The organism is Sphingobium scionense, assembly GCF_014197035.1.
In the GTDB taxonomy this organism is placed as follows: domain Bacteria; phylum Pseudomonadota; class Alphaproteobacteria; order Sphingomonadales; family Sphingomonadaceae; genus Sphingobium; species Sphingobium scionense.
Map to the genome: position 1 here is coordinate 1 of NZ_JACIEU010000014.1, position 23,788 is coordinate 23,788.

Annotated in this window: 24 protein-coding genes; 8 read left to right on the plus strand and 16 right to left on the minus strand. The window is 65.5% G+C overall.

Annotated features, from left to right (window positions below):
• Positions 1-504, plus strand: a 504-nt coding sequence (locus tag GGQ90_RS16740; RefSeq protein ID WP_188083147.1) for an IS30 family transposase, incomplete at its 5' end; no start/stop codon positions are given.
• A gap of 56 nt (positions 505-560) precedes the next feature.
• Positions 561-1,007, plus strand: a complete 447-nt coding sequence (locus GGQ90_RS16745; RefSeq protein ID WP_188083148.1) for a hypothetical protein — start codon at positions 561-563, stop codon at positions 1,005-1,007.
• A 226-nt stretch (positions 1,008-1,233) separates the two neighbouring features.
• On the opposite strand, the gene GGQ90_RS16750 is transcribed toward GGQ90_RS16745, so the two are convergent.
• The 5 genes from GGQ90_RS16750 to GGQ90_RS16770 form a co-directional block, all read right to left on the minus strand.
• Complete coding sequence (locus GGQ90_RS16750; protein ID WP_188083149.1) at positions 1,234-2,088, minus strand: hypothetical protein; 855 nt, start codon at positions 2,086-2,088, stop codon at positions 1,234-1,236.
• A 105-nt stretch (positions 2,089-2,193) separates the two neighbouring features.
• Positions 2,194-2,787, minus strand: coding sequence for a histidine phosphatase family protein (locus GGQ90_RS16755; protein ID WP_188083150.1), 594 nt, complete (start codon positions 2,785-2,787; stop codon positions 2,194-2,196).
• Positions 2,784-3,584: a 3-deoxy-manno-octulosonate cytidylyltransferase gene (kdsB, locus tag GGQ90_RS16760; RefSeq protein WP_188083272.1), complete on the minus strand. Its 801-nt coding sequence runs from the start codon at positions 3,582-3,584 to the stop codon at positions 2,784-2,786. The genes GGQ90_RS16755 and kdsB overlap by 4 nt, the downstream gene beginning before the upstream one ends.
• Before the next feature lie 8 nt (positions 3,585-3,592).
• Entirely contained in the window at positions 3,593-4,600 is a 1,008-nt protein-coding gene (locus GGQ90_RS16765; protein ID WP_188083151.1) for a KpsF/GutQ family sugar-phosphate isomerase, read from the minus strand.
• A gap of 293 nt (positions 4,601-4,893) precedes the next feature.
• Entirely contained in the window at positions 4,894-5,892 is a 999-nt protein-coding gene (locus GGQ90_RS16770; protein WP_188083152.1) for an NAD-dependent epimerase/dehydratase family protein, read from the minus strand.
• Between the two features lie 159 nt (positions 5,893-6,051).
• Here GGQ90_RS16770 and GGQ90_RS16775 point away from each other — a divergent pair, with 159 nt between their 5' ends.
• Both GGQ90_RS16775 and GGQ90_RS16780 read left to right on the plus strand, forming a co-directional pair.
• Positions 6,052-7,203 carry a GNAT family N-acetyltransferase gene (locus GGQ90_RS16775; protein WP_188083153.1) on the plus strand — a complete coding sequence of 384 codons (1,152 nt, stop codon included), beginning with the start codon at positions 6,052-6,054 and terminating at the stop codon, positions 7,201-7,203.
• Positions 7,200-8,072 carry a cupin domain-containing protein gene (locus GGQ90_RS16780; protein WP_188083154.1) on the plus strand — a complete coding sequence of 291 codons (873 nt, stop codon included), beginning with the start codon at positions 7,200-7,202 and terminating at the stop codon, positions 8,070-8,072. Before GGQ90_RS16775 ends, GGQ90_RS16780 begins: the two co-directional genes overlap by 4 nt.
• On the opposite strand, the gene GGQ90_RS16785 is transcribed toward GGQ90_RS16780, so the two are convergent.
• From GGQ90_RS16785 to bla, 3 genes are read right to left on the minus strand one after another with little or no spacing between them, the layout of a single operon-like run.
• A complete protein-coding gene (locus GGQ90_RS16785) occupies positions 8,050-9,120 on the minus strand; it encodes a GNAT family N-acetyltransferase (protein ID WP_188083155.1) in 1,071 nt (356 codons plus the stop codon). The two genes, GGQ90_RS16780 and GGQ90_RS16785, sit on opposite strands and share 23 nt — an antisense overlap.
• Positions 9,121-9,173: 53 nt before the next feature.
• Positions 9,174-9,539: an Mpo1-like protein gene (locus GGQ90_RS16790; RefSeq protein ID WP_188083156.1), complete on the minus strand. Its 366-nt coding sequence runs from the start codon at positions 9,537-9,539 to the stop codon at positions 9,174-9,176.
• Positions 9,540-9,569: 30 nt separating this feature from the next.
• Entirely contained in the window at positions 9,570-10,637 is a 1,068-nt protein-coding gene (gene bla, locus GGQ90_RS16795; protein ID WP_246428282.1) for a class A beta-lactamase, read from the minus strand.
• Between the two features lie 119 nt (positions 10,638-10,756).
• Between bla and ung the strand changes: the two genes are divergently transcribed.
• Complete coding sequence (gene ung, locus GGQ90_RS16800; protein ID WP_188083157.1) at positions 10,757-11,449, plus strand: uracil-DNA glycosylase; 693 nt, start codon at positions 10,757-10,759, stop codon at positions 11,447-11,449.
• The gene (locus GGQ90_RS16805) at positions 11,446-12,522 is read left to right on the plus strand and encodes a D-alanine--D-alanine ligase family protein (RefSeq protein ID WP_188083158.1); all 1,077 of its coding nucleotides are present in this window, start codon (positions 11,446-11,448) and stop codon (positions 12,520-12,522) included. The genes ung and GGQ90_RS16805 overlap by 4 nt, the downstream gene beginning before the upstream one ends.
• 90 nt (positions 12,523-12,612) lie before the next feature.
• Here the strand turns inward: GGQ90_RS16805 and rpoZ are convergent, their stop codons facing one another.
• A complete protein-coding gene (rpoZ, locus tag GGQ90_RS16810) occupies positions 12,613-12,957 on the minus strand; it encodes a DNA-directed RNA polymerase subunit omega (RefSeq protein ID WP_188083159.1) in 345 nt (114 codons plus the stop codon).
• Positions 12,958-13,044: 87 nt separating this feature from the next.
• On the opposite strand from rpoZ, the gene GGQ90_RS16815 reads away from it, so the two are divergent.
• On the plus strand, positions 13,045-14,274 hold the full coding sequence (locus GGQ90_RS16815; RefSeq protein WP_188083160.1) for a phospholipase D-like domain-containing protein: 1,230 nt from the start codon (positions 13,045-13,047) through the stop codon (positions 14,272-14,274).
• Here the strand turns inward: GGQ90_RS16815 and GGQ90_RS16820 are convergent.
• Entirely contained in the window at positions 14,234-16,285 is a 2,052-nt protein-coding gene (locus GGQ90_RS16820) for an FUSC family protein (protein WP_188083274.1), read from the minus strand. The genes GGQ90_RS16815 and GGQ90_RS16820 overlap by 41 nt on opposite strands.
• Positions 16,286-16,640: 355 nt before the next feature.
• Here GGQ90_RS16820 and GGQ90_RS16825 point away from each other — a divergent pair, with 355 nt between their 5' ends.
• A complete protein-coding gene (locus GGQ90_RS16825; protein ID WP_188083161.1) occupies positions 16,641-18,074 on the plus strand; it encodes a M20/M25/M40 family metallo-hydrolase in 1,434 nt (477 codons plus the stop codon).
• Between the two features lie 63 nt (positions 18,075-18,137).
• On the opposite strand, the gene GGQ90_RS16830 is transcribed toward GGQ90_RS16825, so the two are convergent.
• The 6 genes from GGQ90_RS16830 to ald form a co-directional block, all read right to left on the minus strand.
• Positions 18,138-18,530 (minus strand): hypothetical protein, encoded by a 393-nt coding sequence (locus GGQ90_RS16830; RefSeq protein WP_188083162.1) that lies wholly within the window; start codon positions 18,528-18,530, stop codon positions 18,138-18,140.
• 175 nt (positions 18,531-18,705) lie between these two features.
• The gene (locus GGQ90_RS16835; RefSeq protein WP_188083163.1) at positions 18,706-19,269 is read right to left on the minus strand and encodes a hypothetical protein; all 564 of its coding nucleotides are present in this window, start codon (positions 19,267-19,269) and stop codon (positions 18,706-18,708) included.
• Positions 19,262-20,614 (minus strand): sensor histidine kinase, encoded by a 1,353-nt coding sequence (locus tag GGQ90_RS16840; RefSeq protein WP_188083164.1) that lies wholly within the window; start codon positions 20,612-20,614, stop codon positions 19,262-19,264. Before GGQ90_RS16840 ends, GGQ90_RS16835 begins: the two co-directional genes overlap by 8 nt.
• Positions 20,607-21,305, minus strand: coding sequence for a response regulator transcription factor (locus GGQ90_RS16845; RefSeq protein WP_188083165.1), 699 nt, complete (start codon positions 21,303-21,305; stop codon positions 20,607-20,609). The genes GGQ90_RS16840 and GGQ90_RS16845 overlap by 8 nt, the downstream gene beginning before the upstream one ends.
• A 102-nt stretch (positions 21,306-21,407) precedes the next feature.
• Positions 21,408-22,238, minus strand: coding sequence for a sulfite exporter TauE/SafE family protein (locus GGQ90_RS16850; RefSeq protein WP_004208288.1), 831 nt, complete (start codon positions 22,236-22,238; stop codon positions 21,408-21,410).
• Between the two features lie 345 nt (positions 22,239-22,583).
• The gene (ald, locus tag GGQ90_RS16855; RefSeq protein ID WP_188083166.1) at positions 22,584-23,699 is read right to left on the minus strand and encodes an alanine dehydrogenase; all 1,116 of its coding nucleotides are present in this window, start codon (positions 23,697-23,699) and stop codon (positions 22,584-22,586) included.
• Positions 23,700-23,788 lie beyond the last annotated feature (89 nt).

Below are 23,788 nucleotides of genomic sequence, written 5' to 3' on the forward strand. Positions count from 1 at the left end.
TCGATCAGCGAACGCCCCGCCTGTGTCGAGGACCGCGCCATTCCCGGTCACTGGGAAGGCGATCTGATCGGCGGCACGAAGAACAGCTACATCGCCACGCTGGTCGAACGCCATTCGCGCTATGTGATGCTGGTCAAGGTCGCCAACAAGGATACAAGGAGCGTCGTGTCGGCGCTGATCAGGCAGACGCAGCGTTTGCCGCGCGAACTCTACAAGTCGCTCACCTGGGATCGCGGCAAGGAACTGGCCGACCACCCGCGCCTCTCACTGGCTACCGATGTCGAAGTCTATTTCTGCGATCCGCAATCGCCCTGGCAGCGCGGCTCCAACGAAAACACCAATCGTCTGCTGCGGCAATATTTCCCCAGAGGAACAGATCTGTCGTTATGCAGCCAGGCCAAACTGAGTGCCGTTGCCCGGCAACTCAACGAACGACCCAGGAAAACGCTCGAATACCAAACACCCGCAGAGCGCTTCCAAGCTTGGCTTGCCGCCACCCGTTGAACCCACCGTGGAAAGCCGACATTGAGCAGGCTGCGCTTTCGTGCGATCAGACGCACATGAAGTCTTCGCCAATTATCGCTACGGCTCAGGAATTTCTCGCGACTGTATGGGATGGGAACCCTCCCAGCGATGACACTTTGTTGAAAGCGTTAGACCGGCTCGTCGCTGCGTATCATGAGACCCCACGTGGCGATGTTACGGATGCAGAGATCGACGCGCCGCGACAGGATGGCGCGTCCCTCTACCGACAAGTGGCCGAACGCTTCCCGCATTTCGGCTATTATCCAGTTGCTGACCCGACCAAACCGCTTGAAGATGCACTGATGACGGCGGACGCCATCGATGATCTAGCAGACCTAACGCTGGATATGCGCGAAGTGATTTGGTTCGCAGAGCATGTGAGCATCGATGACGCGCACTTTGCGTTTCGGCTTCATCACTTCCACTGGGGTCAGCACGCAAGAGAGCTTTCCATTTTCTTGTGCGGACGGCTCTGGGGGTGAATGTCTGCTACTAGGGCGATTGTTCCGAGCGATTTTTCTCCGCGTAGCGTCAGCTATCACCGGTCATGTTTCCGAAACCGGACCGTCTGCGAACCACCCATCTTGGCCATTTAGCTGGCATCGTGTCGATGCTGCTCCAGATCCGGGGCAGTCGCGCCCATGGCTTCGGATGTTGTTTGCCCCGCTCCAGGGACGCTGGCCTTCGGCTTCGTGACTGCGGAAGCTGCTATTTCTTCGGGAACAGCAGGGTGAAGATCATGCGGATGCCCCATTCGGGGCCACCATCGGGCGAGACGGCATAATATTTGCCGCCCAGGCCGACCTGCACCGCCTGGTCGCCGACCTTGGTCAGTTGCGTCACGCTGAGGTTGACCGGCACCAACCAATCCTTGCCCTTCCAGTCATAGGCGGCCTCGGCATTGATGGCATAAGTGGTCGCATGCGTGGTGGTGTGGCTGAAGAAGGGCTGCATGAAGCTGGCGCTGACGTCGGAACGGTCATCCTTGCCGGCGATCGACCAAATATGGTTGCCGAGGAAACCGACCGTATTCTGCCCCATCTGCTTGAGCAGCACCACGGTCGGGCCGGCGCCCCATTTGTCGCCGCCCAGATAGCGGTCGGTCGCCGAGGGATAGAGGATGGCCGGTCCCACGCCCCAGATGATGCCCTTGTTCGCCTTGGGCGAGAAGAAGAAGCTCTGGGTGATGTCACCCAGGCCAAAGGCATCCGTGCCCGGCCCCTGATAGGCATTCTGGGTCACCACCGGCACGATGGTGCGCACGATCATGTTCCAGTCCTTGCCGACGCTGATCGGCACCACCGGCTGGATGTTGAGCGTCGACTTGATACCATCATCCCCGGCACCGAAGTCGAGATTTTCCTGGAACGGCACGCTGATCAGCGAGGCGACCGGGTTAGACAATTGCAGCGCCAGATCCTGGTCGCTGCCGCCCGCTGGCGGTGGCCCGGAGGTGATGGCAGGCGCTGCCGGCGATCCCGCATCCTGCGCGATCGCCGGCAGCGGCGCCATGGCGGACAGGCCGGCGAGCCAGGCGATCTTCCGAGTATATCCGGTCTGCATGGTCGAGCGCCCTTCCCCTTTCGAACATTCTGCGCAGGAGCAGAATGACCGGATCGAGGGCATGAGCCAATCGCGGGCTTTGCGTAGATCGGGCAGGAATAATCCCTAGGGCCGCTCGTCCCAGCGCAGCAACCGAACCTGCCCCGGCGCATCGACGATCAGTTCGCCAAAGGCCCCGGTGCGCAATTTGAGCTGGCCATGGGCAAGGCCCAGCGCCAGCAGGGCGAAGCGGGCCGCGCCATTGCTGGTGACCAGCAGTTCGGCCCCTTCCCCCTCTGTCGCGAACCAGTCGCGCCAGGCGGCGATGCGCGCGGGCGCATCCACCGTCCAGCCATCGGGCACGATCCCGTCCCGGTCCCAGGCGGCGATCGCCGCTTCGCCAAGGCGCGCCATAACCTCCACTTCCGGCTGCCCCTCGTCCGGGCCATGGTCGATCTCGTCGAGCCAGGGCAGGATGGCATCGACCGGATGGTCGAGGGCGTCCGCGATCGGCGCCGCAGTCTGGCGCGCGCGCTGCAGCGGCCCGCTATAGAGGCGCACGATGCCCAGTGACTGGGCCGCGAAATAGCTGGCGAGACGCTGGGCCTGGGCGATGCCGCTGTCGACCAGCGGAATGTCGGTGCCGGCCCCGACCCGGCGTGCGTCGGCGCTGGAGGCGAAGGTGTTGCCGTGGCGGATGACGAAGATGCGCCGGCTCATGACAGGGCCGGCGTCGGGTCTCCATGGGCGGCGATCAGCGCCTCGACCCGCTGGATATCGGCCTCGGTATCGATGCCGCTGCTGTCGAAAACAGGCGGATCGACCGGGACGGTCATGATATCGATGCCCAGTTCCAGAAGCCGCAACTGCTCCAGCCCCTCCAGATTTTCAAGCGCCGTCGGCAGCGCCGCCTCGAACCGGGTAAGCGCGTCATAGGCATAGCCATAGAGGCCGACATGGCGCCAGACCGGGGATATGGGACTGGCCGCGCGCAGCCTGTCCTCGTCACGGATGGCGGGAATGATCGTCTTGGAGAACCAGAGCGCCCGACCATCCGCACCGCGCGCGCAGGTCGTGCCACTGAAGGGCGAGCGTTGCTTATGGTCGCGCAGCGCATCGAGCGCGGCCCAGTCGAGCCCGATCACCGGGGTCGCGACCTGGGCGCCGGCACCCAGCGCCTCGATCACCGCGCCCAGTGCCCCTTCGGGCTGGAAGGGCGAATCGCCCTGGAGGTTGACGATGAAGCGGGGCTGCGTTGCCTGCGCCCGGGCGGCGGCGAGGGCGCGGCCGGAGCCGGTGGCGATCGCGCTGTCGGTCATCACCGCGTGACAGCCGGCCGCCTGCGCATGGGCGGCGATCTCGTCATCATCGGTGGCGACGACCAGATCGACATCCGGCCGTGCACCGATCGCCGTGCGCGCCATCGCGATCGTGCGATGCAGCAGGCTGCGCCCCGCGATCAGGCGCAACGGCTTGCGCGGCAAACGCGAGGAACCCGCCCGCGCCGGAATGACCACCAATATGGTCAGGCGACCCCGGCGTGCAGCAAATCGTGCATGTGGAGCGCGCCGACCAGCCGGTCCTTGTCGCACACGAACAGCAAGGTGATGTTCCGCTCGTGCATCAGGCGTAGCGCCTCCGAAGCCAATTCATCGGGTGCGACCGCCAGGGGCGTCGCGGTCATGAAGCGGCCAATGGCATCGGTCAGATTCTGCTTGCCGGTGACCGCCCGACGCAGATCGCCATCCGTGAAAGCGCCGATCAGCTTGCCCCCCCGATCGACCACGGCCGTGCCGCCCAGACGCGCCCTGGTCATTTCGATCGTCGCGTCGAGCAAAGAGGCATCTTCCGGCACCTTTGGCACATCTGCGCCCGCCGCCATCAGTTCCCGCACCTTGACCAACTGCGCGCCCAAGCGGCCCATCGGATGGAATTTATGGAAGTCATCGGCTGAAAAGCCGCGCATTTCCATCAGCGACATCGCCAGCGCGTCACCGAACGCCATCTGCAGCGTTGTGGACGTCGTCGGCGCGAGCATGTTCGGACAGGCTTCGCGCACTTCCGGCATCAGGATGCAGATGTCGGCCGCTTCAGCGACCGTGCTCTGCGTTCTTGCCGTCAGTCCGATCAGCGGAATGGCGAAACGCTTGCAATATTGGATGATCGGGCCAAGTTCGGTGGATTCACCGGAATGCGACAGCATCAGCACGACATCATCAGGCGTGACCATGCCCAGATCGCCATGCCCGGCATCGGCCGGATGCAGGAACAGCGCCGGCGTGCCGGTGGACGTCAAGGTCGCGGTCATCTTCCGTGCGACGATGCCGCTCTTGCCGATGCCTGTAACGATCACCCGACCGCGCACATTCATGATGACGCCGACCAACCGAAGGAAGGTCGCCGCAAATTCCCGATCCGCAAATTTTGCTTCGAGAATATTCAAACCCCGGGCCGCGAGGGAGAGACTGCTGCACGCTGTCTCCACTATGCGCCCGCCCGAGCCAAACGGTATGATCTTCGATACTGTCGACACGCTTTTTGCCCTTTTCTACCGCGCATCGCCGCCGATATTTTCCGGCTGTCGTTCGCGGCGCGCTGCGCTCATATTAAAGCACAGCGTCCATCCCTTTTTCCGCGACCCACGCCGATCCATAAACCAGCACCGTTGGATGGTCTACGCCGTTTCAGGCACTTATGGCAATCCTCTTCGCACCTGCGGAATGGCAACGCTCGCGAGATTATCGTTCAGTGCCACCAATCCCGCGAGGCAAAACGAGGGATTCCAGAGGCAAAGCGCGGAACCTTTCCGACACTATCCGTTGAAGATTATTGCTGATGATAATCGCGATACCAGGAAACGAATCGCGGCACGCCCGATTCGATACTGGTCACCGGTGCAAAACCGATATCCTGGGCAATAGCACCGATATCGGCAAAGGTTGCGGGAACGTCTCCGGGCTGCATCGGTTGAAAATCAACCTCAGCCTTGCGACCGATCGCCCGCTCAAGCACGGATATGAGGTGCATCAGCTCCTCGGGCTTGTTGTTGCCGATATTGTAGAGCCGATGCGGCGCGCGGCTGCCGCCTGCCTTTATGGCGCCGTCATCGACCGGCGCATGGTCCAGGCAACCGATAATCCCGGCTACGATATCGTCGATATAGGTGAAATCGCGCTGCATCCGGCCATGGTTGAAAACCGGGATCGGTTCGCCGGCGAGAATCTTCTGCGTGAAGATCCACATCGCCATGTCCGGCCGACCCCAGGGGCCATAGACGGTGAAGAAGCGCAGCCCCGTCATCGAAATGCGGAACAGGTGCGCATAGGTTTCGCTCATCAACTCGTCCGCGCGCTTGGTCGCTGCGTAAAGCGAAACCGGGTGATCGGCCCGATCCTCGACGCGAAAGGGCAGCACCTCATTGCCGCCATAGACGGACGAGGAGGAGGCATAGACCAGGTGACGCACCCGCCGTTCCCGCGCCAGTTCGAGCATGTTCACATGGCCGGCGAGGTTGGACTGGACATAGGCGTGGGGATTGATGAGCGAATAGCGCACCCCCGCCTGCGCCCCAAGATGCACGATCGCCTCGATCGCATGGTCGGCCAGGGCGCTGCGCAGCCCCGCCATGTCGGCAAAGTCCAGTTCCAGGAAAGTGAAGAGCTTGCCATGTCTCTGCTGCAGCCAAGCGACGCGATCCCGCTTCAACGAGACCTGATAATAGTCGTTGAGATTGTCGATGCCGATCACGGCCCGCCCGTCGGCGAGCAACCGTTCCGCGACCGACATGCCGATGAAACCAGCTGCGCCGGTTACCAAGATCGTCACATCTTATCTCCTCGATCGGCCGTCCGGACCGTCCACCCCAACCGTCACAGACAATCCCCCAAAGGATGTAAAGGACTTTCCCTCCAAATCCACTCGGTGCATGCTGCTATGCGGTTAATACTTAGGCATTCCCTAATCTTTCCCGGCTAAGGCGAGGCGATGGACATGGCAGCGCACCCATCTCCCCCTTTTGTGCCCGACAGCCTGCCGCTGGCGGCCCTCCGCGCACGCTGGACGACCCTCGCCGCGGAGGCGGCCGAAGCCAATGCCTTTTACGCGCCGGACCTGCTGGCGGCGGCGATCGACCATCTGGCCGGCAATGGCCCCACCGGCAATGGCGACGTGCGCCTGATCGAAGCGCAGGCGGATGGCGAACTGATCGGCCTGCTGCCGGTGACGGTGCAGGCGCGCCATGGCCGGTTGCCGATCGGCTGCGTCGCCAACTGGATGCACGATCATTGCTTCTTCGGCGCGCCGCTGATCCGGCGCGGCCAGGAGATGGCGGCGTGGCGCAGCCTGCTGGCGCAACTGGACGCGGCGGAATGGGCACCGCATTTTCTGCATCTGCGCGGGCTGGACGCAGCCGGCGCCAATGCCGCCGCGCTGGAGGCGCTGTGCGTCGAACAAGGGCGCGGCCGGCGCGAGGTGCATCGCCATGACCGGGCGATGCTGCGATCCGACCTGTCGGCCGATACCTATTGGGACACCCATGTCCGCGCCAAGAAGCGCAAGGAAATCCGGCGATTGCAGAAGCGGTTGGCGGAATTAGGGACGATCGAACAACGGTTGCTGGACGATGGCGCCGACCTGCCGCGCTGGTGCGGCGACTTCCTGGCGCTGGAGGCATCGGGATGGAAGGGCCGCGAGGGCAGCGCGCTGGCGAGCAAGCCGGATGACATCGCTTTCTTCCGCGCCGCCTGCGCCGCCGCCTTTGCCGCGGGCCGGCTGCATTTCCTGCGCATCGACCTGGATGGCCGGGCGATCGCGATGCTGGTCAATTTTCGCCATGGCGACGGCGCCTTTTCCTTCAAGATCGCCTTCGACGAGGAGATGGGCCGCTTTTCGCCCGGCGTGCTGATCGAGATCGCCAATCTATACGCGGTGCAGGATGATCCGGCGATCGGCTGGATGGACAGTTGCGCCGCCGCCGACCATCCGATGATCGACAGCCTGTGGGCCGAGCGCCGCAGCATCGTGCAATATCGTATCGCCCTGCACGGCAAGGGCGCGACGCGCCTGCGCCGGGCAGCGGCCTTTGCATTGGCCGGCGGGGTCGAACGGATCGCCAGCCGCATGAAAGGACAGGAATGACCGTGCATAGCCCGATGGCGCCCGCCACCGACGCGCCGCATTTTTCGGAAAGCGCCCGCGCCGCCTTTGCCGCCGCATATCCCGACCAGCCGACCAAGCTGACGCACGAGTTGGTCGGGCATGAGTTGCTGACGCTGGATGCACTCGCGACGCTGGCCGAGCGGATGCCGGCGCGCGCGGTCGAATATAATCTTGGCAAGCTGCCGCTGGGCGTGCGGCCGGAAGATACGCCATCGAACGGACTGACGCTGGGCGAGACGATCCGGACGATCGAGAGCAATGGCAGCTGGGCGGTGCTGAAGAATGTCGAGCGCGATCCGGCCTATGGCGCGCTGCTGGACGCGGCGCTGGCGGAACTGGAGCCGATCGTCGCGCGCAGCACCGGGCCGATGCTGCACCGAGAGGCGTTCATCTTCCTGACCTCCCCCGGCAGCATCACCCCGTTCCACATGGACCCGGAGCATAATATCCTGCTGCAGATCATGGGGACCAAGGTGATGACCGTGTTCCCGGCGCGCGACGAGGAACTGGTGCCGGCGCAGAAGAGCGAGGCATTCCACAATGGCGGCCATCGCAACCTGATCTGGCAGGACGGATTCAAGGCACGCGGCACCCCCTTCCCGCTCAGCCCCGGCGAGGCCGTCCATGTGCCGGTCAAGGCGCCGCATTTCGTGGAAAATGGCCCCGCCGTGTCGATCAGCCTGTCGATCACCTGGCGATCCGAACGCAGCGTCGCAGAGGGCGAACTGCACAGTTTCAACGCATTGCTGCGCAAGCGCGGCCTGCCGACCGGCGCGGTGAGCGAACGCCCCGAGCAACAGGGCATTCGCCGCTTCGTCTACCGCGTCATGCGGAAGCTGGGCGTTTAAGGATCCTGCGCGCCAGCGCCTCAGCCTCCAGCCGGGGGCTGAAACGCTCGACATGCCACCATTCCAGCGCTTCCTCGCACGTGGAGAGGCTCTGCTTGTAGCGATCCTTGCCGGCGAGCAGCGAATAGAGGCTGAAGGCGCGCGCGGCATAATGGCCGACGGCGGCGGCGTGACAGAGCAGGCCCGGCTTGTCCTTGGCGGTGCGCGGCTGGGCGAAGGCGGACTGATAGTTCATCGCTTGCCCGTCCTGCACGAAGTTGACCAGCAGGCCGATCGGGCCGCCGGCATCGGCAAAGCGCAGAAGTTCGACCGCGCCCGACGGCAGTCCGCGCGCCGCGATGGTGGCGACGAACTGGCGAAAGCCCTGATCGTCCCAGGCATTGTCGGCATGGCGCCCCATGTTGAGCGCGGCCATCTCGTCCAGCCAGGGGGCGATGTCATCCAGCGTGCCGACAGCGACGTCGGGCAGCGGCCCGCCATGATCCTTCATCGCGCGGCGGATCTGGCTGCGTGTGTTGCTGCTGAGCAGCGAGAGATAGTCGCCGTCGGCGGCGCGCACGGCATCGAGATCGACCTGATAGACGGGCGAGGCATCGACCCGCAGCCTGCGCCGAGCCGGCAGGCCAAGCAACGGCGAATCTGCGGCGATGCCGCTCAGCCGCAACACGCGCCAGTCACGCCGCCGGGCGATGGCATCGAGCGCGGCGGCAACGGCCGCCCCCTCCTGCCCGCGCGCGGCGAGCAGGCCATTATATTCGACATAGGGCCGGTCGATCGCCGGGTTGCCCGACTGGTTGAGACTGAGCGTCGCCACCGGGCCGAGCAGTCGCGGGCGCATCGCATGGCCGAGCAGCGCCAGCGCGACATCCTGTCCGCTTTCATCGGTGACAACGAGCAGGTCGGGCCGCACGCCATAGCTGTCGAGCCAGGCGCCCACCCAGGTCCAGCGCAGGAAGAAGGACGCATCGCTGCGCGCCTCCAGCGCCTGCCAGCGGGCGGCCAGCGCCGACCGATCGGTCGGCAAAGAGAATGTCGCGGTGAACCCCATCGCGCCCCTCTTGTGACAGAGCGGCGCCGGGAATCAAGCCAATGTGCCGGGGTTCAGCCCGCGATACGACGCCGCGGATCGACCGTGCCATCAGCGCGGATGCCGGCGCGGATCAGATCGCGACTCATATGCCCGGTCAGGAAGCGCTGGAGCATCACGAAATCGGCGCGCAGCGACCAGAGCGGATAGCGGAAGGTCGCCGGGCGATTGCGCTCGATCAGCATATGACTGAGCCAGGCAAAACCATAGCCGGCGATCGGCAGCGCGGCGGCCAGCCACCAGCGGCCGGTGACGGAAGCCGTGGCGGCAATAGCGACCACCAGGCTGGTGCCGGCATAATGCATGGCGCGCGTCGCGGGCCGGGCATGTTCCTGCAGATAATAGGGCCAGAAGTCCCGAAACCGGCTGATCTGGGTCATGGGGGCATCCTCTCTGTTATGCCCCATCTTTTAGACGTGGACGTTCAACTTGTTAAGCGCCACGCGCCGCTTGGGCGCAAAGAGGAAATAATCATAGGCCGCGCGGGCCGCCTGGGCCATGATCTGATCGCGCGAGACATGGCCCCGGCTGTCCTTCATCACGAAAACGGTGATCGCGAAGCGGCGGCCATCGGGCAGGCCGATGATGCCGACATCATTGCCGACGCCGTTGAGCGACCCGGTCTTGTGCGCGACCGGGGTGCCGGGCGGCAGCATGCCCGACAGGCGCAGCTTGCCTGTCTCGCAATGGCCCATGATGGTGAAGAGCAGTTGCGTGCTTTCCGGCTTCAACGCCTTGCCCGATTCATAGGCGACCAGCAGTTGGTTCATCGCCAGCGGCGTCGCCGTGTCGCGCGGATCGAGCATGAAGTCCATGTTCGGCAGGTCGCGCACATCGCGCCGCTGGATCACCGGATCGGCGCGGCGGGCGGCGCCGGCATTGCGCTGGAAGGTGCCGGACTGGGGATTGATGCCCATGGCGCGGTAGAGAAGATGCGCGGTGTCGCTGTCGACGCGCAGGCCATGGATGCCGAGGCTGGCGACGAAATCGCTGACCGCCTTCGGCCCGCCGGCGCGGGCGACCAGCACGTCGGTCGCATTATTGTCGCTGCGCGTCAGCATCAGGTCGAGCAACTGGCTGACCGGCAGGGTCGCGCCGGGGCGCGAGAACATCCAGGCGATGCCGCCCTCGCTCGCCAGCGCGGGATCGAGCGCGAGCCGGTCGTCGAGCTTCAGGCTGCCGGCATCGACCAGCGAGAGGATGCGCCCAGCGACCGCAACCTTGTAGGCGCTGGCCATGGGGAAGAGCGTGTCGCCGTTGCGCGACTGGATCTCGCCGGTCTGCAGATCCTGCACCGCGACGCCGACCGTACCGTCCGACAAAGCGGCGAAGCGATCAAACTCCGCCATCAGATGCGCCTCTGCCGTCAGCAGCACCTGCGGTCGGGGCGGCGGGCCGAAGGCATCGGCGCTCGGCAAGGGCGCAAAGAACAGGCCAAGGGCGGCGCAGCTGGCGCCAATTTGACGGAGAGACGGCATGGCCCGTCTGTCGCCCATCATGGGTCGGGTGGCAAGATATTTGATCGTGATTTCACGCATCTGGCGACGGGGTTTGCGCGCGGTTGACGGGTGGACGCCGGGGGTCCATCACGCCCGCCATGAGCGACACCATCAAGCTACACGAGAGCTGGCGCGCGCCGCTGCGCGACCAGTTCGCCAGCCCCTATATGCAGGGCCTGAAACAGTTCATCGAAGCGGAAAAGGCGGCAGGCAAGCGCATCTTTCCCAAGGGGAATGAGTATTTCCGGGCGCTGGACCTGACCCCGCTGGACCAGGTGAAGGTGGTGGTGCTGGGGCAGGATCCCTATCATGGCGAGGGCCAGGCGCACGGCCTGTGCTTTTCGGTCCAGCCCGGCGTGCGGACGCCGCCCTCGCTGGTCAATATCTACAAGGAGCTGGAAAGCGACCTCGGCCTGCCGCGCGCGCGCCACGGCTTCCTGGAGCATTGGGCACAGCAGGGCGTGCTGCTGCTCAACAGCGTGCTGACGGTCGAGATGGGCCGGGCCGCGTCGCACCAGGGCAAGGGATGGGAGACGTTCACCGACGCGATCGTCCGGCTGGTAGCGCAGAAGGAGGAGCCGGTCGTGTTCCTGCTGTGGGGCGCCTATGCCCAGCGCAAGGCCGGCTTCGTCGATTCCGGGCGCCATCTGGTGCTGAAGGCCGCCCATCCTTCGCCGCTGTCGGCGCATAACGGCTTTCTGGGCTGCCGCCATTTCTCGCAGGCCAATGGCTTTCTGGAGGCGAAGGGGCGCGGCGCGATCGACTGGCGACTGCCGGAGCTGGCAGCTTGAGCGGGCCGGCCGTCGCCCTGCTCTATCAGGCGCTGCCGCCGCCGACGATCGACGGGCTGCGCAAGGATGCCAAGCCCGGCGGCTATTCCGATGGCGGGGCGGATATCGGCTTTGCATTGAAGGGGCTGGGCCGCACGGTCGTGACGCCAATGCCCGCGCCCGATCCTGCACAGGCGATGCATTGGGTGTTCCCCGACACGGCCGACGGCATAGCAGCCGCGATCGCGGCCGGCGCCGACACGATCTGGGCCAATACCGTGCTGTTCGAGGGACATCCGATCGAGGCCGTGATGGGCCAGGTAGCGATCGTCGGCCAGACGCCGGCCGCCACGCAGAAGTTCGACGACAAGTTCGCGACCAACCGGATGCTGGAACAGGCCGGCCTGCCGGTGGCGCGCGGCTTTTTGCTGGCCGATCGGCCGAGCGAAGGCGTCCATGCGCTGGCCGATGTCGGGCAGGTTCTGGCCGATCTGGCCATTCCCTTCCCGCTGATCGTCAAGCCGGTGCGCGGCCGGGGCAGCCAGGGCGTGACGCTGGTGCGCGACGCCGATGCGCTGAACGCCGCGGCCCGCAGCCTGATCGACGAGGGCAAGTTCGGCACGCTGCTGATGGTCGAGGAATTTCTGGGCGGGGAGGAAATGACCATCACCGTCCTGCCGCCCGCCGCGCCGCGCCCGTCAGGCGAAAAGGGCGACCGGCATTTCGCGCTGCGCCCGGTGCTGCGCTTCGACCAGAAGGACGGTGTCGCCCCCTATAATGGCGATGTCGCGGTGACGCAGAACAGCGTCGCGATCGGCCCGGAACGGATGGAAGAAGCGCCATTACTGGCGATGCTGGACGCCTGTGTAAAGGCGGCCGAACTGGTGGAATCGCGCGCGGTGATCCGCATCGACTGTCGCGCAGATGCCAGCGGTCAGTTCAAGCTATTCGACCTCAACATGAAGCCGAACATGACCGGGGCGGGCCGGCCGGGCCGCGACGACCAGGATTGCCTGTCGGCGATCGCCGCGGGGGCCGATGGCTGGTCCTATGCCCGGATGCTGGATGCGATGCTGGCGGCTGCCTGGAAATAGCGCCGCCGAATCCAGCCCCCAGAATCATTGAGGCCCGGTCCCGCTTGCGCGGGCCGGACCCCTTCCCTCTCCAAACCGGAAAGTGGAAAATCAGCCGTCGTAATCGCCGCCGATATTCTGGTTGCGCGGCGGCGCCGCAGCGGTCAGGCGCAGGGCCTCCGCCGACTGGGCGATCGAACCGATTTCATCGGGCGTATCGTCATCGTCAATCTGGACCTTCTGCAGCGACGCAACGACCGAATCATGCAGGTCGGCGGGCAGAACGGTTTCCTCGGCGATTTCGCGCAGGGCGACGACCGGATTCTTGTCGCGGTCACGCTCGAGCGTCAGCTCGGCGCCACCGGAAATTTCACGCGCGCGCTGGGCGGCGAGCAGGACGAGATCGAAACGGTTGGTAACCTTGTCGACGCAATCTTCGACGGTGACGCGGGCCAATCGGGCCTCCTGAAAAATCAATAGGGAATCTTGAACTTGGCGCCTAGCAGCGATGGCCTGTCGAGTCAATGAAAAGCCCATAAAGCCATGGCGCACCGCGCCAAAGCAGCGCATGAAGGGACCATGGCGTCGCGACACCAGGAAGCCCCGACCAGCCCGATCAGCGTCACGCTGAACGGCAATCGACTGACCGTCATCGAGGAAGGCGCGATGCTGCGCGATGCGCTGGTCGCCCTGATCGATGGCGCGCGCACGAGCCTGAAACTCTATTATTATATCTTTGCCGACGATGGCAGCGGCCGGTTGATCTGCGAGCGTCTGGTGGCGGCGCGGGCGCGCGGCGTGGCCGTGACGCTGATGATCGACGGCTTCGGGTCGTCCGATACCCCCGATAGCCTGTTCGCCCCGCTGATCGCGGCGGGCGGCCATTTCGGCCGGTTCGGGACGCGCCGATCGACCCGCTATCTGATCCGCAACCATCAGAAGATCGCACTGGCCGACGACAAGCGGCTGATGATCGGCGGCTTCAATGTCGAGGATGGCTATTTCGGCATACCCGCCGACGATTGCTGGCGCGACCTGGGGATGCTGCTGGAAGGGCCGCAGGCCGAGGCGATGGCGCGCTGGTATGGCCAGCTATGGCGTTGGGTCACGAGCAAGGGGCAAAGGTTCCGCAGCCTGCGGGCGATGGTGCGGCACTGGCATCCCTCGCTGCATCATGATCCGGCCGATCCGTTCCGCTGGCTGATCGGCGGGCCGACCCGACGGCTGAGCCCGTGGGCGCAGGTGGTGAAGCATGACATGGACCGGGCGCAGCGGCTGGACATGGTCGAGGCCTATTTCTCGCCCGGCCGGGGCATGATGAAGCGGATCGCCCGCGCCGCCCGGCGCAAGGGCGCGCGCCTGATCCTGCCGGCCCTGTCGGACAATGGCGCGACGATCGCGGCGGCGCGGCTGCTCTATGGTCCGCTGCTGCGGCGCGGGGTCGAGATATATGAATATCAGCCCTGCAAGCTGCACATGAAGCTGATCGTGATCGACAATGCGGTCTATATCGGATCGGCCAATTTCGACATGCGCAGCCTGTTCCTGAACCTGGAGCTGATGCTGCGGGTGGAGGATGCCGGCTTTGCCGAAGCGATGCGCGGCTTCATCACCCAGCGGACGGGCGAGAGCCGGCAGATTTCGCTGGAAACCTATCGCGCCAGCCGCACCGGCCTGACGCTGATCAAGCAGTGGATCAGCTATCTGCTGGTCGGCGTGCTGGACTATACCGTCACGCGGCGGCTGAATTTTCGCGATCCCGACGCGGATTGAGCGGAACATCGGGGGCGATGTTGCGGCGCAGGCTGGTGAGCGCCAGCAGCGCCAGCCGCCGATCATCGACCGCGCCGCTCCGGCCGATGGCGGCAAGTGCGGTGTCGATGGCGCGCACCAGCGCGGGATCGGGATCGCCCTGCCCCCTGGCGCCAAGCCGATCGAAATGCTGGCGCACCCGCCCCAGCACCACATCGAGCAGGCGATCGTCGCGGGTAGTGGCGCGAATCCGGAAGCGGTGGAGATCGTCGAGCGACATGCCCACGCGCGTGTCGCGCAATATATCGAGCAAGGGCGTGGTGGTGTCGCGGCCCAACTCGGCAAGGCGCGGGGTCAGCAGGCCGATACGGTCGAGCATGGTGTTGATCCATTTGACCGTGTCGGGCTGCTGGCGCGGATCGGTGCGCAGGGCAAGATCGCGCCAGCCCGCCCGGAGCAGGCGCAGCGCGGATTGTTCGGCGCCCACGGCGCGAACCATCTTGAGCGCCCAGACCGCGAGCAAGGCGCCCAGCATCTGGGCAATGGCGGCATTGGCGAAACTGTCGAACTGCCCGGTGTAATAGCCATCGAGGCCCATCAGGCCGGGTAGCGAGAGGATCATGCCGATCGCCATCGCCGCCAGCCGCCGCCGCACCATCATCGCGCCAACCAGCAGGAAGGCCGGCGCCAGCACCGCGACCAGCACCGGGAAGTCGGACACGCGCGGCAGGATGGCGAAAGCATAGGGCGCGGCCACCAGCACCGCGCAACAGGTGCCCTGCCACACTTTCCAGGCGGCGGGCGCGGGATCGTCCATATTGCTGAACAGGGCACAGGTGATGCTGGCGATGACCACCGCCCCTGCCCCGGCCGGCCAGGCCGATGCGATCCAGAGCAGGCAGCCGATCAGCACGGTGAGGCTGGTCGCCAGCGCGCCGCGCAGCGCCAGGCCATAGTCGCGGTGCAGGACGCGGCGGCGGGCGTTGCGGATCGCTTCCCGCGCGGGCGGTGACAGGGGGATGCGGTCGGCGCCCATCGCTGCCTGCAATTCGCGGCAGATGGCATGGACGGCGACCAGTTCGGCCAGCCGGTCGAGCATGCTGAGTTGTAATGCCGCGTGCCAGGCGAAGGGCAAGCGGCAATCGGGCTCGCAAGCGCGTGCCCGCGCGCGCAACGCTTCTGGCGAGGCCCCCTCCCCGTCAGGCGCGTCCAGCCAGGCGACGACATCGTTCAGCAGGACATGGACCGCCGGCGGCAGGGCATCGGCGCGCTGCAACTGGCGACAGCGATCCTCGACCGCGCTGGCCAGCGGCAGCAACAGGCAAAGCTGGGTCTCCAGCGCGCGCAGCACCCCGGCCTTCAGCCGCAGCGCGCTGCTTTCGAACGGCAAATGGGTGGCCAACTGGTGCAGTTCGTGGATGTCGGTCGCCAATTGCCGGCGGTCGCAGGTCACGACCGCATCGCCATGGTCGACCCGCAGGGAATCGCGCGACCAGCGTTCGGCGTCGATCATGATCGCATCGATCCGCGCCTGGAGGCGAGCCGACACGGTGCGCGGGAAGACGAGGCTGTGAACCAGCGTGGCCGAGGCGATGCCGATGCCGATTTCCTGTGCGCGCAGGCTGGCGGCGGTGAAGATCGTCGCCTGCGACTCGACCGCCGGAAAGGCGACGATGCCGGCAGTATAGCCCGCCAACAGGAAGGTATAGGCGCGCGGCGTCCGGTCGAGCAGCGCGACGAAGGTGCAGAGCCCGAGCCACAGCGCCAGCGCAAGCGAGAGAAGTTCGGGGGCATTGCCGAGCAACGGCACCAGCAGGATCGCCACACCCGCGCCGATGACGGTGCCGAGCAGGCGGAACATTGCCTTTGACGACACCGCGCCGGCGAGCGGCTGGGCGACGATATAGGCGGTGATGATCGCCCAATAGGGCCGGTCCAGCCCGATCCGCAGCGCGATATAATAGGCCAGCATCGCCGCGAGAAAGGCCTTGAGCGTGAACAGCGCGTCATGGCCGCCGTAGCGATCGGCCATCCAGCGCGCTTGAGGCAAGGCAGGCGTCACGCGGCACATCCAGCATCATCGGGCGGGGCCAGGCAGGGCGGCGACGCCGGTCGGGAGAATGAAAGCCGGACGCGTCGGCCCGCTACGCCGGATCGGGCGCGCATTGCTGGAGCTTCAGGCAAGCCCTCTATGCGCCTGTCCATGTGGCGAAACAATATGAGCCCAAGGCACAGTCATTGTGCATGACATGCACAACCAAACAGGGCCAGCGGGCATCAATCATCCCCTTGCCGCCGCCCCCGGCTTTCTGCACAGTCGCGCCGCCCAGCCGGGCCAGGGAGACGCATTTCCAAGCGTCGCACAATCAGAACAAGGACATCGCCCCATGCCATCCCGTCGCTTAGTTGCCGCCTTGCCCGCCGCCGCGCTGCTGGCCGCCAGCCTCAGCCCGCTGCACGCCGCCACCGCGGCCGATACGCAGGCCCGCGCCGGCGAGGCCGCCTTCCGCACCCTCTACAAGGAACTGGTGGAGACCGATTCGAGCTGGCCCAATGGCAGCTGCACCGTGGCCGCCGAACAGATTGCGACGCGGCTGAAGGCGGCGGGCTATGCCGATGGCGACCTCAATGTCGTGGTCGATCCGGTCCATCCCAAGGAAGGCAATCTGACCGCCATATTGCGCGGTTCCGATGCCAAGCTGCCCGCGCTGCTGCTGCTCGCCCATATCGACGTGGTCGCGGCCAAGCGTGCCGACTGGACCCGCGATCCCTTCACCCTGATCGAGGAAGGCGGCTATTTCTATGGCCGGGGCACGTCGGACGACAAGGCGATGGCGGCGAGCTTCGCCGACGCGATGATCCGCTTCAAGCAGGAAGGCTACAAGCCCAAGCGCACGATCAAGATGGCGCTGACCTGTGGCGAGGAAACGGAGAAGGCGCTGAACGGCGTCGAATATCTGCTGAAGAACAAGCCCGATGCGATGGCGGCCGGATGGGCGCTCAACGAAGGCGGCGGCGGGTCGCTGGACGAAAATGGCAAGCCGGTCAGCCATGGCGTGCAGGCGGGCGAGAAGGTCTATCAGGACTTCACCTTCACCGCGACCGCGCCGGGCGGGCATAGTTCGCGCCAGGAACCGCATTTCAACGCGATCGGCTGGATGGCGCAAGCGCTCGCCAACGTGAACGCCTATGATTTCCCGGTGAACCTGACCCCGGCGGCCAAGGCCTATTTCGGCGCGTCGGCGCCGCTCTATCCCAAGCTGTCGCAGCCGATGGCGGCGGTCGGCGCGGGCAAGGCGACCGAGGCGGACTATGCCGCGATCTCGGCCGCCAATCCGAGCTGGAACGCTACCCTGCGCACCACCTGCATCCCGACGCTGATCAATGGCGGCCATGCCCCCAATGCCCAGCCCCAGTCGGTGACCGCGAACGTCAATTGCCGCATCATTCCGGGCGAGGATGTCGAGGCGGTGCGCGCGAAGCTGGCGCAGATAGGCGGCGACGAGAAGGCCAAGGTGACGCTCGCCGATCCGCCGCAGCCCAAATCGTCGGCGCCGCAGCTGACGCCGCAGATCATGGCGCCGATCGAGGCGCTGACCAAGGAAATGTGGCCGGGCGTGCCGGTGATCCCGCGGCTTGCCACCGGAGCGACCGACGGGCGCTTCACCAATGCGGCGGGCATCCCCACCTATGGCGTGTCGGGCATGTTCGCCGATCCCGACGGCCAGGGGGTCCATGGCCTCAATGAGCGCATCCGCGTGAAGTCGCTGCTCGACGGCCGCGCCTTCCTCTATCGCCTGACCAAGGCCTATACGCAGTAATGCGAAAAGGGCTGGCCCGGATGACCGGACCAGCCCTTTTATATTCGGGTCAGCGCGCGCGGATCAGCGGCCGCTGCTGCCCAGCACCCGGACTTCGCCGACCGGATAGCCCTTCTCGGCCATTTCCTTGGCATAATCGCCGCGGGCATCGGCCAGTTCGGTGCGATATTCTTCCCAAGCGTCGCGATTATCCTCCGCATCGCTGGAATGGCGCAGATCCTTGGTCAGTTCCTTGCGCGCCTCGGCCAGGTCTGTCTGGTAATTGAACCAATAGTTGTTCTCGACGCCGGCGATCGGCGCGTCATAGACAAGCTGATCCTCGACCGACGCCAGTTGTTCTTCATAACTCACCGGCCCTTCACCCGGAGCCGGGCCACGCGCCTGGGGCTGGGCCATGGCGGCGATCGGGGTCATGCCGACCATGGCGATGGCGGTCAGAAGCATCGAACGGTTCATGACGTTTCTCCTCTTTCCTCATCGAACCTGCGGCAATAACGCACCGGGACCGGCATTTTGCGCCTGAACGGATGTGCAGAATGGACGAAGCGAGGCGCGGCGGCGATGGATCGCAGCGCGCAAGAAGGCCAAAATTCGGGCTTTTCCGCCTTATTTTCAGGCGATTGGGATCAGATCAGCGGATCACCAGATAGAAGGTCGCTGGCGCGCTGCCGCCATTCTCGATCTCGATCGCATAGCGTTCGGTGAACAGCGGCAGCCAAGCGCAATCGGCCTGCGGTGCGGCCACCGGCTTGGCGCAGAGCGTACCGCCATCGGCATTGCGCACCCGGACCGACAGGGATGCGGCCACACCAGTGGCGCGCGCGACCGAAATCTGCGCCCGCTGACCGGCGAGGAAAAGCTGGCGCAGCGTCACCCGCCCGCCCGCCGCCAGCGAACCGCGACGATAGGCGGGGCCGAGCGCGCGGCCGCGATAGACCGGTCCGGCATGGACAGCGCCGGCTGCCTGCGCCTGCTGCGACCAGAGGATGGACAGGTCATCCTGCCCCTCGGCCGGGCGCGCGCCGAGCAGGTTCAGATTGTCGGCCGCCGCCGCGAGCGCGGCTTGATCGCCCCTCGCCTGCGCCAGGTCACCCTCGGCCAGGGTGCGCATCAGCGCATCGGTCGGCATCGGCTCCTCGACCACTGCGACCGGACCGACGCCCAGCATCAGGAGGGGCAGGAATAGCCTAATCATCCGTCATCTCCGGCTGGACGACGAAGCGGGCGCCGGGCGCGGCATCCTCGACATGGATGGTCAGGCCATGGCGTTCGGCGATCGCACGGGCCAGCGCCAGGCCCAGCCCATGGCCGCTGCCGGGCGACGGATCGAGCCGGACATAGCGGTCGAAGATCAGTTCGCGCGCGTCGGCCGGAATGCCTCGGCCATTATCCTGCACGATGATCAGTGGGCCGGGCGCCAGGCTGAGCAGCACGCTACCCCCGCGCGGCACATATTTGAACGCATTGTCGAGCAGGTTGGACAAGAGCCGGGTGATCTGCATCGGATCGGCCCGGAAGGATATGCCCGGCGCCACCATCGCGTTGAAGGCAATGCCCAGTTCCTCCGCGCTGGCGCCATACAGGTCCGCCAGATTGTCGGTGATCTCACTAAGATCGACATCGGCCAGACCCCGGCGATCGCCGCGCAGCGCCTGCGTGCCGGCAATGTCGAGCAGGGAATCGAGCAATCGCACGACGCTGCGAATCTCGTCGCGCGACCGGCCCAGGGTGCGCAACAGCCCCTCATCCCCGGTCCGCTCCATCGCTTTCAGAATACGCGTGTCGAGATGCATCAGCGGCGTGCGGATTTCATGCGCTGTCTGATCCGACACGGAGCGCTGGGCCTCCATCAGCCACTGCACCTGATCCAGCATCGCATTGGTATTGGCGGCCAGTTCGGCCAGTTCGTCGCTTGCCCCGGTGGCGCGTGCGCGCACGGCGATGTCGCCGGCGCGCACCGCGTCGAAGACATGATTGATCCGTTCGACCCGGCGCCGCAAGCGGCGCGCCGCGAAATGACCAGCCGCAAGACTGAGCAGGGCGACGATGGCCCCGGCAATGGCAAAGGCGATGGCGAGCCGGGTCTGCAGCGCCTGCGCCCGATGATTGCTGCGCCCGACGATCAGCCTGGTATCGGGGCCAAGCAGCGTGGCCCGCGCAAACACCCTCGTGCCACCGGGCAGGCGAATCAACCGCGCCTCGGACACTTCGGACGCAAGCGCCGGCCAATGATCGATATTGCCCGCCACCCGGCGCCCGGCCGCATCGGCGAGCAGATAATAGGCCTTTTCGCTGTCGCCCCGTTCCATCGCCAGCCGATCGGCGATGCGTGCCCTCAATTCTGTCTCGCCACTGCTGACATAGATGTCGGCGAGGCCCGCCAGATCGGTATCGACCTCTCGCCCCAGCATCATCCGCCCGTCAGTCTCGACAATCTTTTCGACCACCAGGAACAGCACCAGCGTGGATGCCAGGCTGACCAGCAGGGCCGACAGCGTGACCCGGCCGAAGACCGAGCGCAGCAGACCGAACCTAGCCATGGGCGGCGATCAGCCGATAGCCGGTGCCCCAGACCGTCTCCAGCACAGCGCTGTCGAACCCTTCCTCGAGCTTGCGGCGCAGGCGACCGACATTGACGTCGACGACATTGGTCTGGGGATCGAAGCTGAGCTTCCACACATGGCGTAGCAGCATCTCACGCGTGACCACTTCGCCGGCATGTTCCATGAGGTATCGGAACAGCGCGAATTCCTTGGGCGACAGCGGCACATGGCGGCCGCCGCGATGGGCCGTGCGCGCCTTCACATGGCATTCCAGGTCGCCGAACAGCAGCACCGAATCCTGCTGCAACCGCCCGGCCCGACGCCACAAAGCACGCACGCGGGCGACCAGTTCGTCAGGCTCGAAGGGCTTGGCCATATAGTCATCGACGCCGCTTTCCAGCCCCTCGACCCGATGCTCGCTGCGGCCAAGCGCGGACAGCATCAGCACCGGCGCCTCAATCCCGGCGACGCGCATGCGCGTTACCACGTCGATGCCCGAAAGATGCGGCAGGGTGCGATCAAGGATGATGACATGATAGCGCCCCGATGCAGCGCGCTTAAGCCCTTCCGCGCCATCCTCGGCCAGGTCAATGACCATGCCGGCGCGGACCAGTATTTCGGCGATATTGGCGCGGGCCGCCGGGTCATCTTCCACCAGCAGCACGGAAATCGGGTCGGTTTGCGCCATCTTCACCGCCTGTCAGATAGCGCGAACGGCCGCCAGTGACAAAGCCTGTTAAGGCGTTCACTGGCGGCCGTTAAGAAATACAGCCAGATTATCAGATCATTATCAGATCTTGAGCCCCGCGCGCAGCATCAGCGCACCGATGATCAGCAGATAGACGCCGAAAATCTTCTTCAGTGGCCCTGCGGGCAGGCTATGGGCGGCGGCCACGCCCAGCGGCGCGGTCAGCATCGACATCGATGCGATCGCTATCGTCGCGGGGATGTTGATATAGCCCAGCGAACCCCAGGGCAGGCCGCCTTCGCGGAAGCCGATGATGGCAAAGCCAATGGTGGTCGGGATGGCGATCAGCGTGCCGATGCCCGATGCGGTAGCGATGGCGCGGTGGATGGTGCGGCCGCACAGCGTCATCGTCATGATGGCAATGGTGCCGCCGCCAATGCCCAGCAGCGAGGAAAAGGTGCCCAACCCGCCTGCAATGCCGATGCGCGCCAGCCCCGACGGCATCTGGTCGCTGATCACCTTGCCGTTCAGCACCGGGATCAGGAAGTTGAGCGACATCAGGATGACGCCTGCGCCGAAGATCATCTTGAGCGTGCGGCCATCGACATGGCCCGCCAGCACGACGCCCGCGCCGCAGCCCAGAATGATCCAGGGCGCCCATGTCTTGAGGACGTCAAACTCCACCGCCCCGCGCTTGGAATGCGCCAGCAGCGATCGTATGGAGGTCAGGATGATCGTCGCCGCCGACGTGCCGATCGCGACATGGGCGATGCCGTCCTTCGTCCCGCCCAGCAGCGGCAGCACGACCAGCAGCGCCGGCACGACGACGAAGCCGCCACCGATGCCGAAGATGCCGGCGGCAAAGCCGGCGAGCAGGCCGGCGGCCAGCATGGCAACCAGCGGCACGAGCCAGGTCATGATATCACCGGACATCAGCACGCCCCCTTCTGCAGTGCGCGACAGGCGCGCAGAATGGAGCGTTCGCCTTTGCGGATCAAGGCGGCGAATGTAGGGAAATCGACCATGATGTTAAACCATGCCTCTCTTCGGCGGAACCAGGATGCATGGGGGGCATGTGGTCATGTCCCCCTGCCCGACTAGACGAACGAGGTCTTGGAACCCGCAAGAGAATCCGTCCCGATTATTTGACAATTGCGCAACAAATCCCCTGAACGTCGCGGCCATGCCATAAATAAAAAGGACGCCAGCCCCGCAAGGGAGGGCTGACGTCCTTTTGCCCGGCCGCTGTCGGGGCGCCGGGAAATAGAGGCGGGACGATCAGGCGATCGCGTCTTCCGCCGGGGTGTAGGGCAGGCCCAGATCGTCGGCGACGGCCTTGTAGGTGACCTTGCCGTCCCAGACATTGAGGCCGGCGAGCAGGTGCGGATCGCGGCGCAGCGCATCCTTCCAGCCCAGTTCGGCGATGCGCAGCGCATGCGGCAGGGTCACGTTGTTGAGCGCATAGGTGCTGGTGCGGGCGACCGCGCCGGGCATGTTCGCAACGCAATAATGGACGATGCCGTCGATGATGTAGGTCGGGTCGGCATGGGTCGTGGCATGGCTGGTTTCGAAGCAGCCGCCCTGGTCGATCGCGACGTCGACCAGCACCGCGCCCTTCTTCATGGTCTTGAGCATGTCGGCGCTGACCAGCTTGGGCGCGGCGGCGCCCGGAATCAGCACCGCCCCGATCACTAGATCGGCCTCGGCCACGCATTCGGCCAGGTTCGCGCGGTTCGAGAAGCGGGTCTTGGCGCGCGCCTCGAAATACATGCCCAGCTTTTCGAGCACTTCGGGATTGCGGTCGAGAATGGTGACGTCGGCGCCAAGGCCGGCCGCCATCTGCGCCGCGTTGAAGCCGACGACGCCGCCGCCGATCACCACGACCTTGGCCGGCAGAACGCCGGGTACGCCGCCCAGCAACACGCCGCGGCCGCCATGCGCCTTTTCCAGCGCGGTCGCGCCGGCCTGGATCGACATGCGGCCGGCAACCTGGCTCATGGGCTTGAGCAGCGGCAGGCCGCCGCTCGCATCGGTCACGGTTTCATAGGCGATGCAGGTCGCACCTGAGGCGATCAGGTCGCGGGTCTGCTCCGGATCGGGCGCGAGGTGGAGATAGGTGTAGAGGATCTGGCCGGGGCGCAGCATCGCGCGCTCGACCGGCTGGGGCTCCTTCACCTTCACGATCATCTCGGCGCGGGCAAAGACTTCGGCAGCGGTGGCGATGATCGTGGCGCCGGCCCGCTCATAGAGCGTGTCATGCGCGCCGATGCCCTCACCCGCACCGGTCTCGACCAGAACCGCATGGCCATGGGCCGTCAGTTCATGGACGCTCTCGGGGGTCAGGCCGACGCGATATTCGTGATTCTTGATTTCCTTGACGGTGCCGACGATCATGAGACGCTCTCCATTTTGCAGCGGGATGGCCCATCCTGAAAGGACAACGCAGCCCTGCCGGTTGTGGCGCCATCATATCGCCAAGCGGG

What these genes read in the sequence shown, in the direction of transcription:
- GGQ90_RS16745 (WP_188083148.1), top strand. Translation starts at nt 561, where the DNA reads ATGAAGTCTTCGCCAATTATCGCTACGGCTCAGGAATTTCTCGCGACT.
- GGQ90_RS16750 (WP_188083149.1), bottom strand. Translation starts at nt 2,088, where the DNA reads ATGCAGACCGGATATACTCGGAAGATCGCCTGGCTCGCCGGCCTGTCC.
- GGQ90_RS16755 (WP_188083150.1), bottom strand. Translation starts at nt 2,787, where the DNA reads ATGAGCCGGCGCATCTTCGTCATCCGCCACGGCAACACCTTCGCCTCC.
- GGQ90_RS16775 (WP_188083153.1), top strand. Translation starts at nt 6,052, where the DNA reads ATGGACATGGCAGCGCACCCATCTCCCCCTTTTGTGCCCGACAGCCTG.
- GGQ90_RS16780 (WP_188083154.1), top strand. Translation starts at nt 7,200, where the DNA reads ATGACCGTGCATAGCCCGATGGCGCCCGCCACCGACGCGCCGCATTTT.
- GGQ90_RS16785 (WP_188083155.1), bottom strand. Translation starts at nt 9,120, where the DNA reads ATGGGGTTCACCGCGACATTCTCTTTGCCGACCGATCGGTCGGCGCTG.
- GGQ90_RS16790 (WP_188083156.1), bottom strand. Translation starts at nt 9,539, where the DNA reads ATGACCCAGATCAGCCGGTTTCGGGACTTCTGGCCCTATTATCTGCAG.
- bla (WP_246428282.1), bottom strand. Translation starts at nt 10,637, where the DNA reads ATGCCGTCTCTCCGTCAAATTGGCGCCAGCTGCGCCGCCCTTGGCCTG.
- ung (WP_188083157.1), top strand. Translation starts at nt 10,757, where the DNA reads ATGAGCGACACCATCAAGCTACACGAGAGCTGGCGCGCGCCGCTGCGC.
- GGQ90_RS16815 (WP_188083160.1), top strand. Translation starts at nt 13,045, where the DNA reads ATGGCGCACCGCGCCAAAGCAGCGCATGAAGGGACCATGGCGTCGCGA.
- GGQ90_RS16820 (WP_188083274.1), bottom strand. Translation starts at nt 16,285, where the DNA reads ATGGCCGATCGCTACGGCGGCCATGACGCGCTGTTCACGCTCAAGGCC.
- GGQ90_RS16825 (WP_188083161.1), top strand. Translation starts at nt 16,641, where the DNA reads ATGCCATCCCGTCGCTTAGTTGCCGCCTTGCCCGCCGCCGCGCTGCTG.
- GGQ90_RS16830 (WP_188083162.1), bottom strand. Translation starts at nt 18,530, where the DNA reads ATGAACCGTTCGATGCTTCTGACCGCCATCGCCATGGTCGGCATGACC.
- GGQ90_RS16835 (WP_188083163.1), bottom strand. Translation starts at nt 19,269, where the DNA reads ATGATTAGGCTATTCCTGCCCCTCCTGATGCTGGGCGTCGGTCCGGTC.
- GGQ90_RS16840 (WP_188083164.1), bottom strand. Translation starts at nt 20,614, where the DNA reads ATGGCTAGGTTCGGTCTGCTGCGCTCGGTCTTCGGCCGGGTCACGCTG.
- GGQ90_RS16845 (WP_188083165.1), bottom strand. Translation starts at nt 21,305, where the DNA reads ATGGCGCAAACCGACCCGATTTCCGTGCTGCTGGTGGAAGATGACCCG.
- GGQ90_RS16850 (WP_004208288.1), bottom strand. Translation starts at nt 22,238, where the DNA reads ATGTCCGGTGATATCATGACCTGGCTCGTGCCGCTGGTTGCCATGCTG.
- ald (WP_188083166.1), bottom strand. Translation starts at nt 23,699, where the DNA reads ATGATCGTCGGCACCGTCAAGGAAATCAAGAATCACGAATATCGCGTC.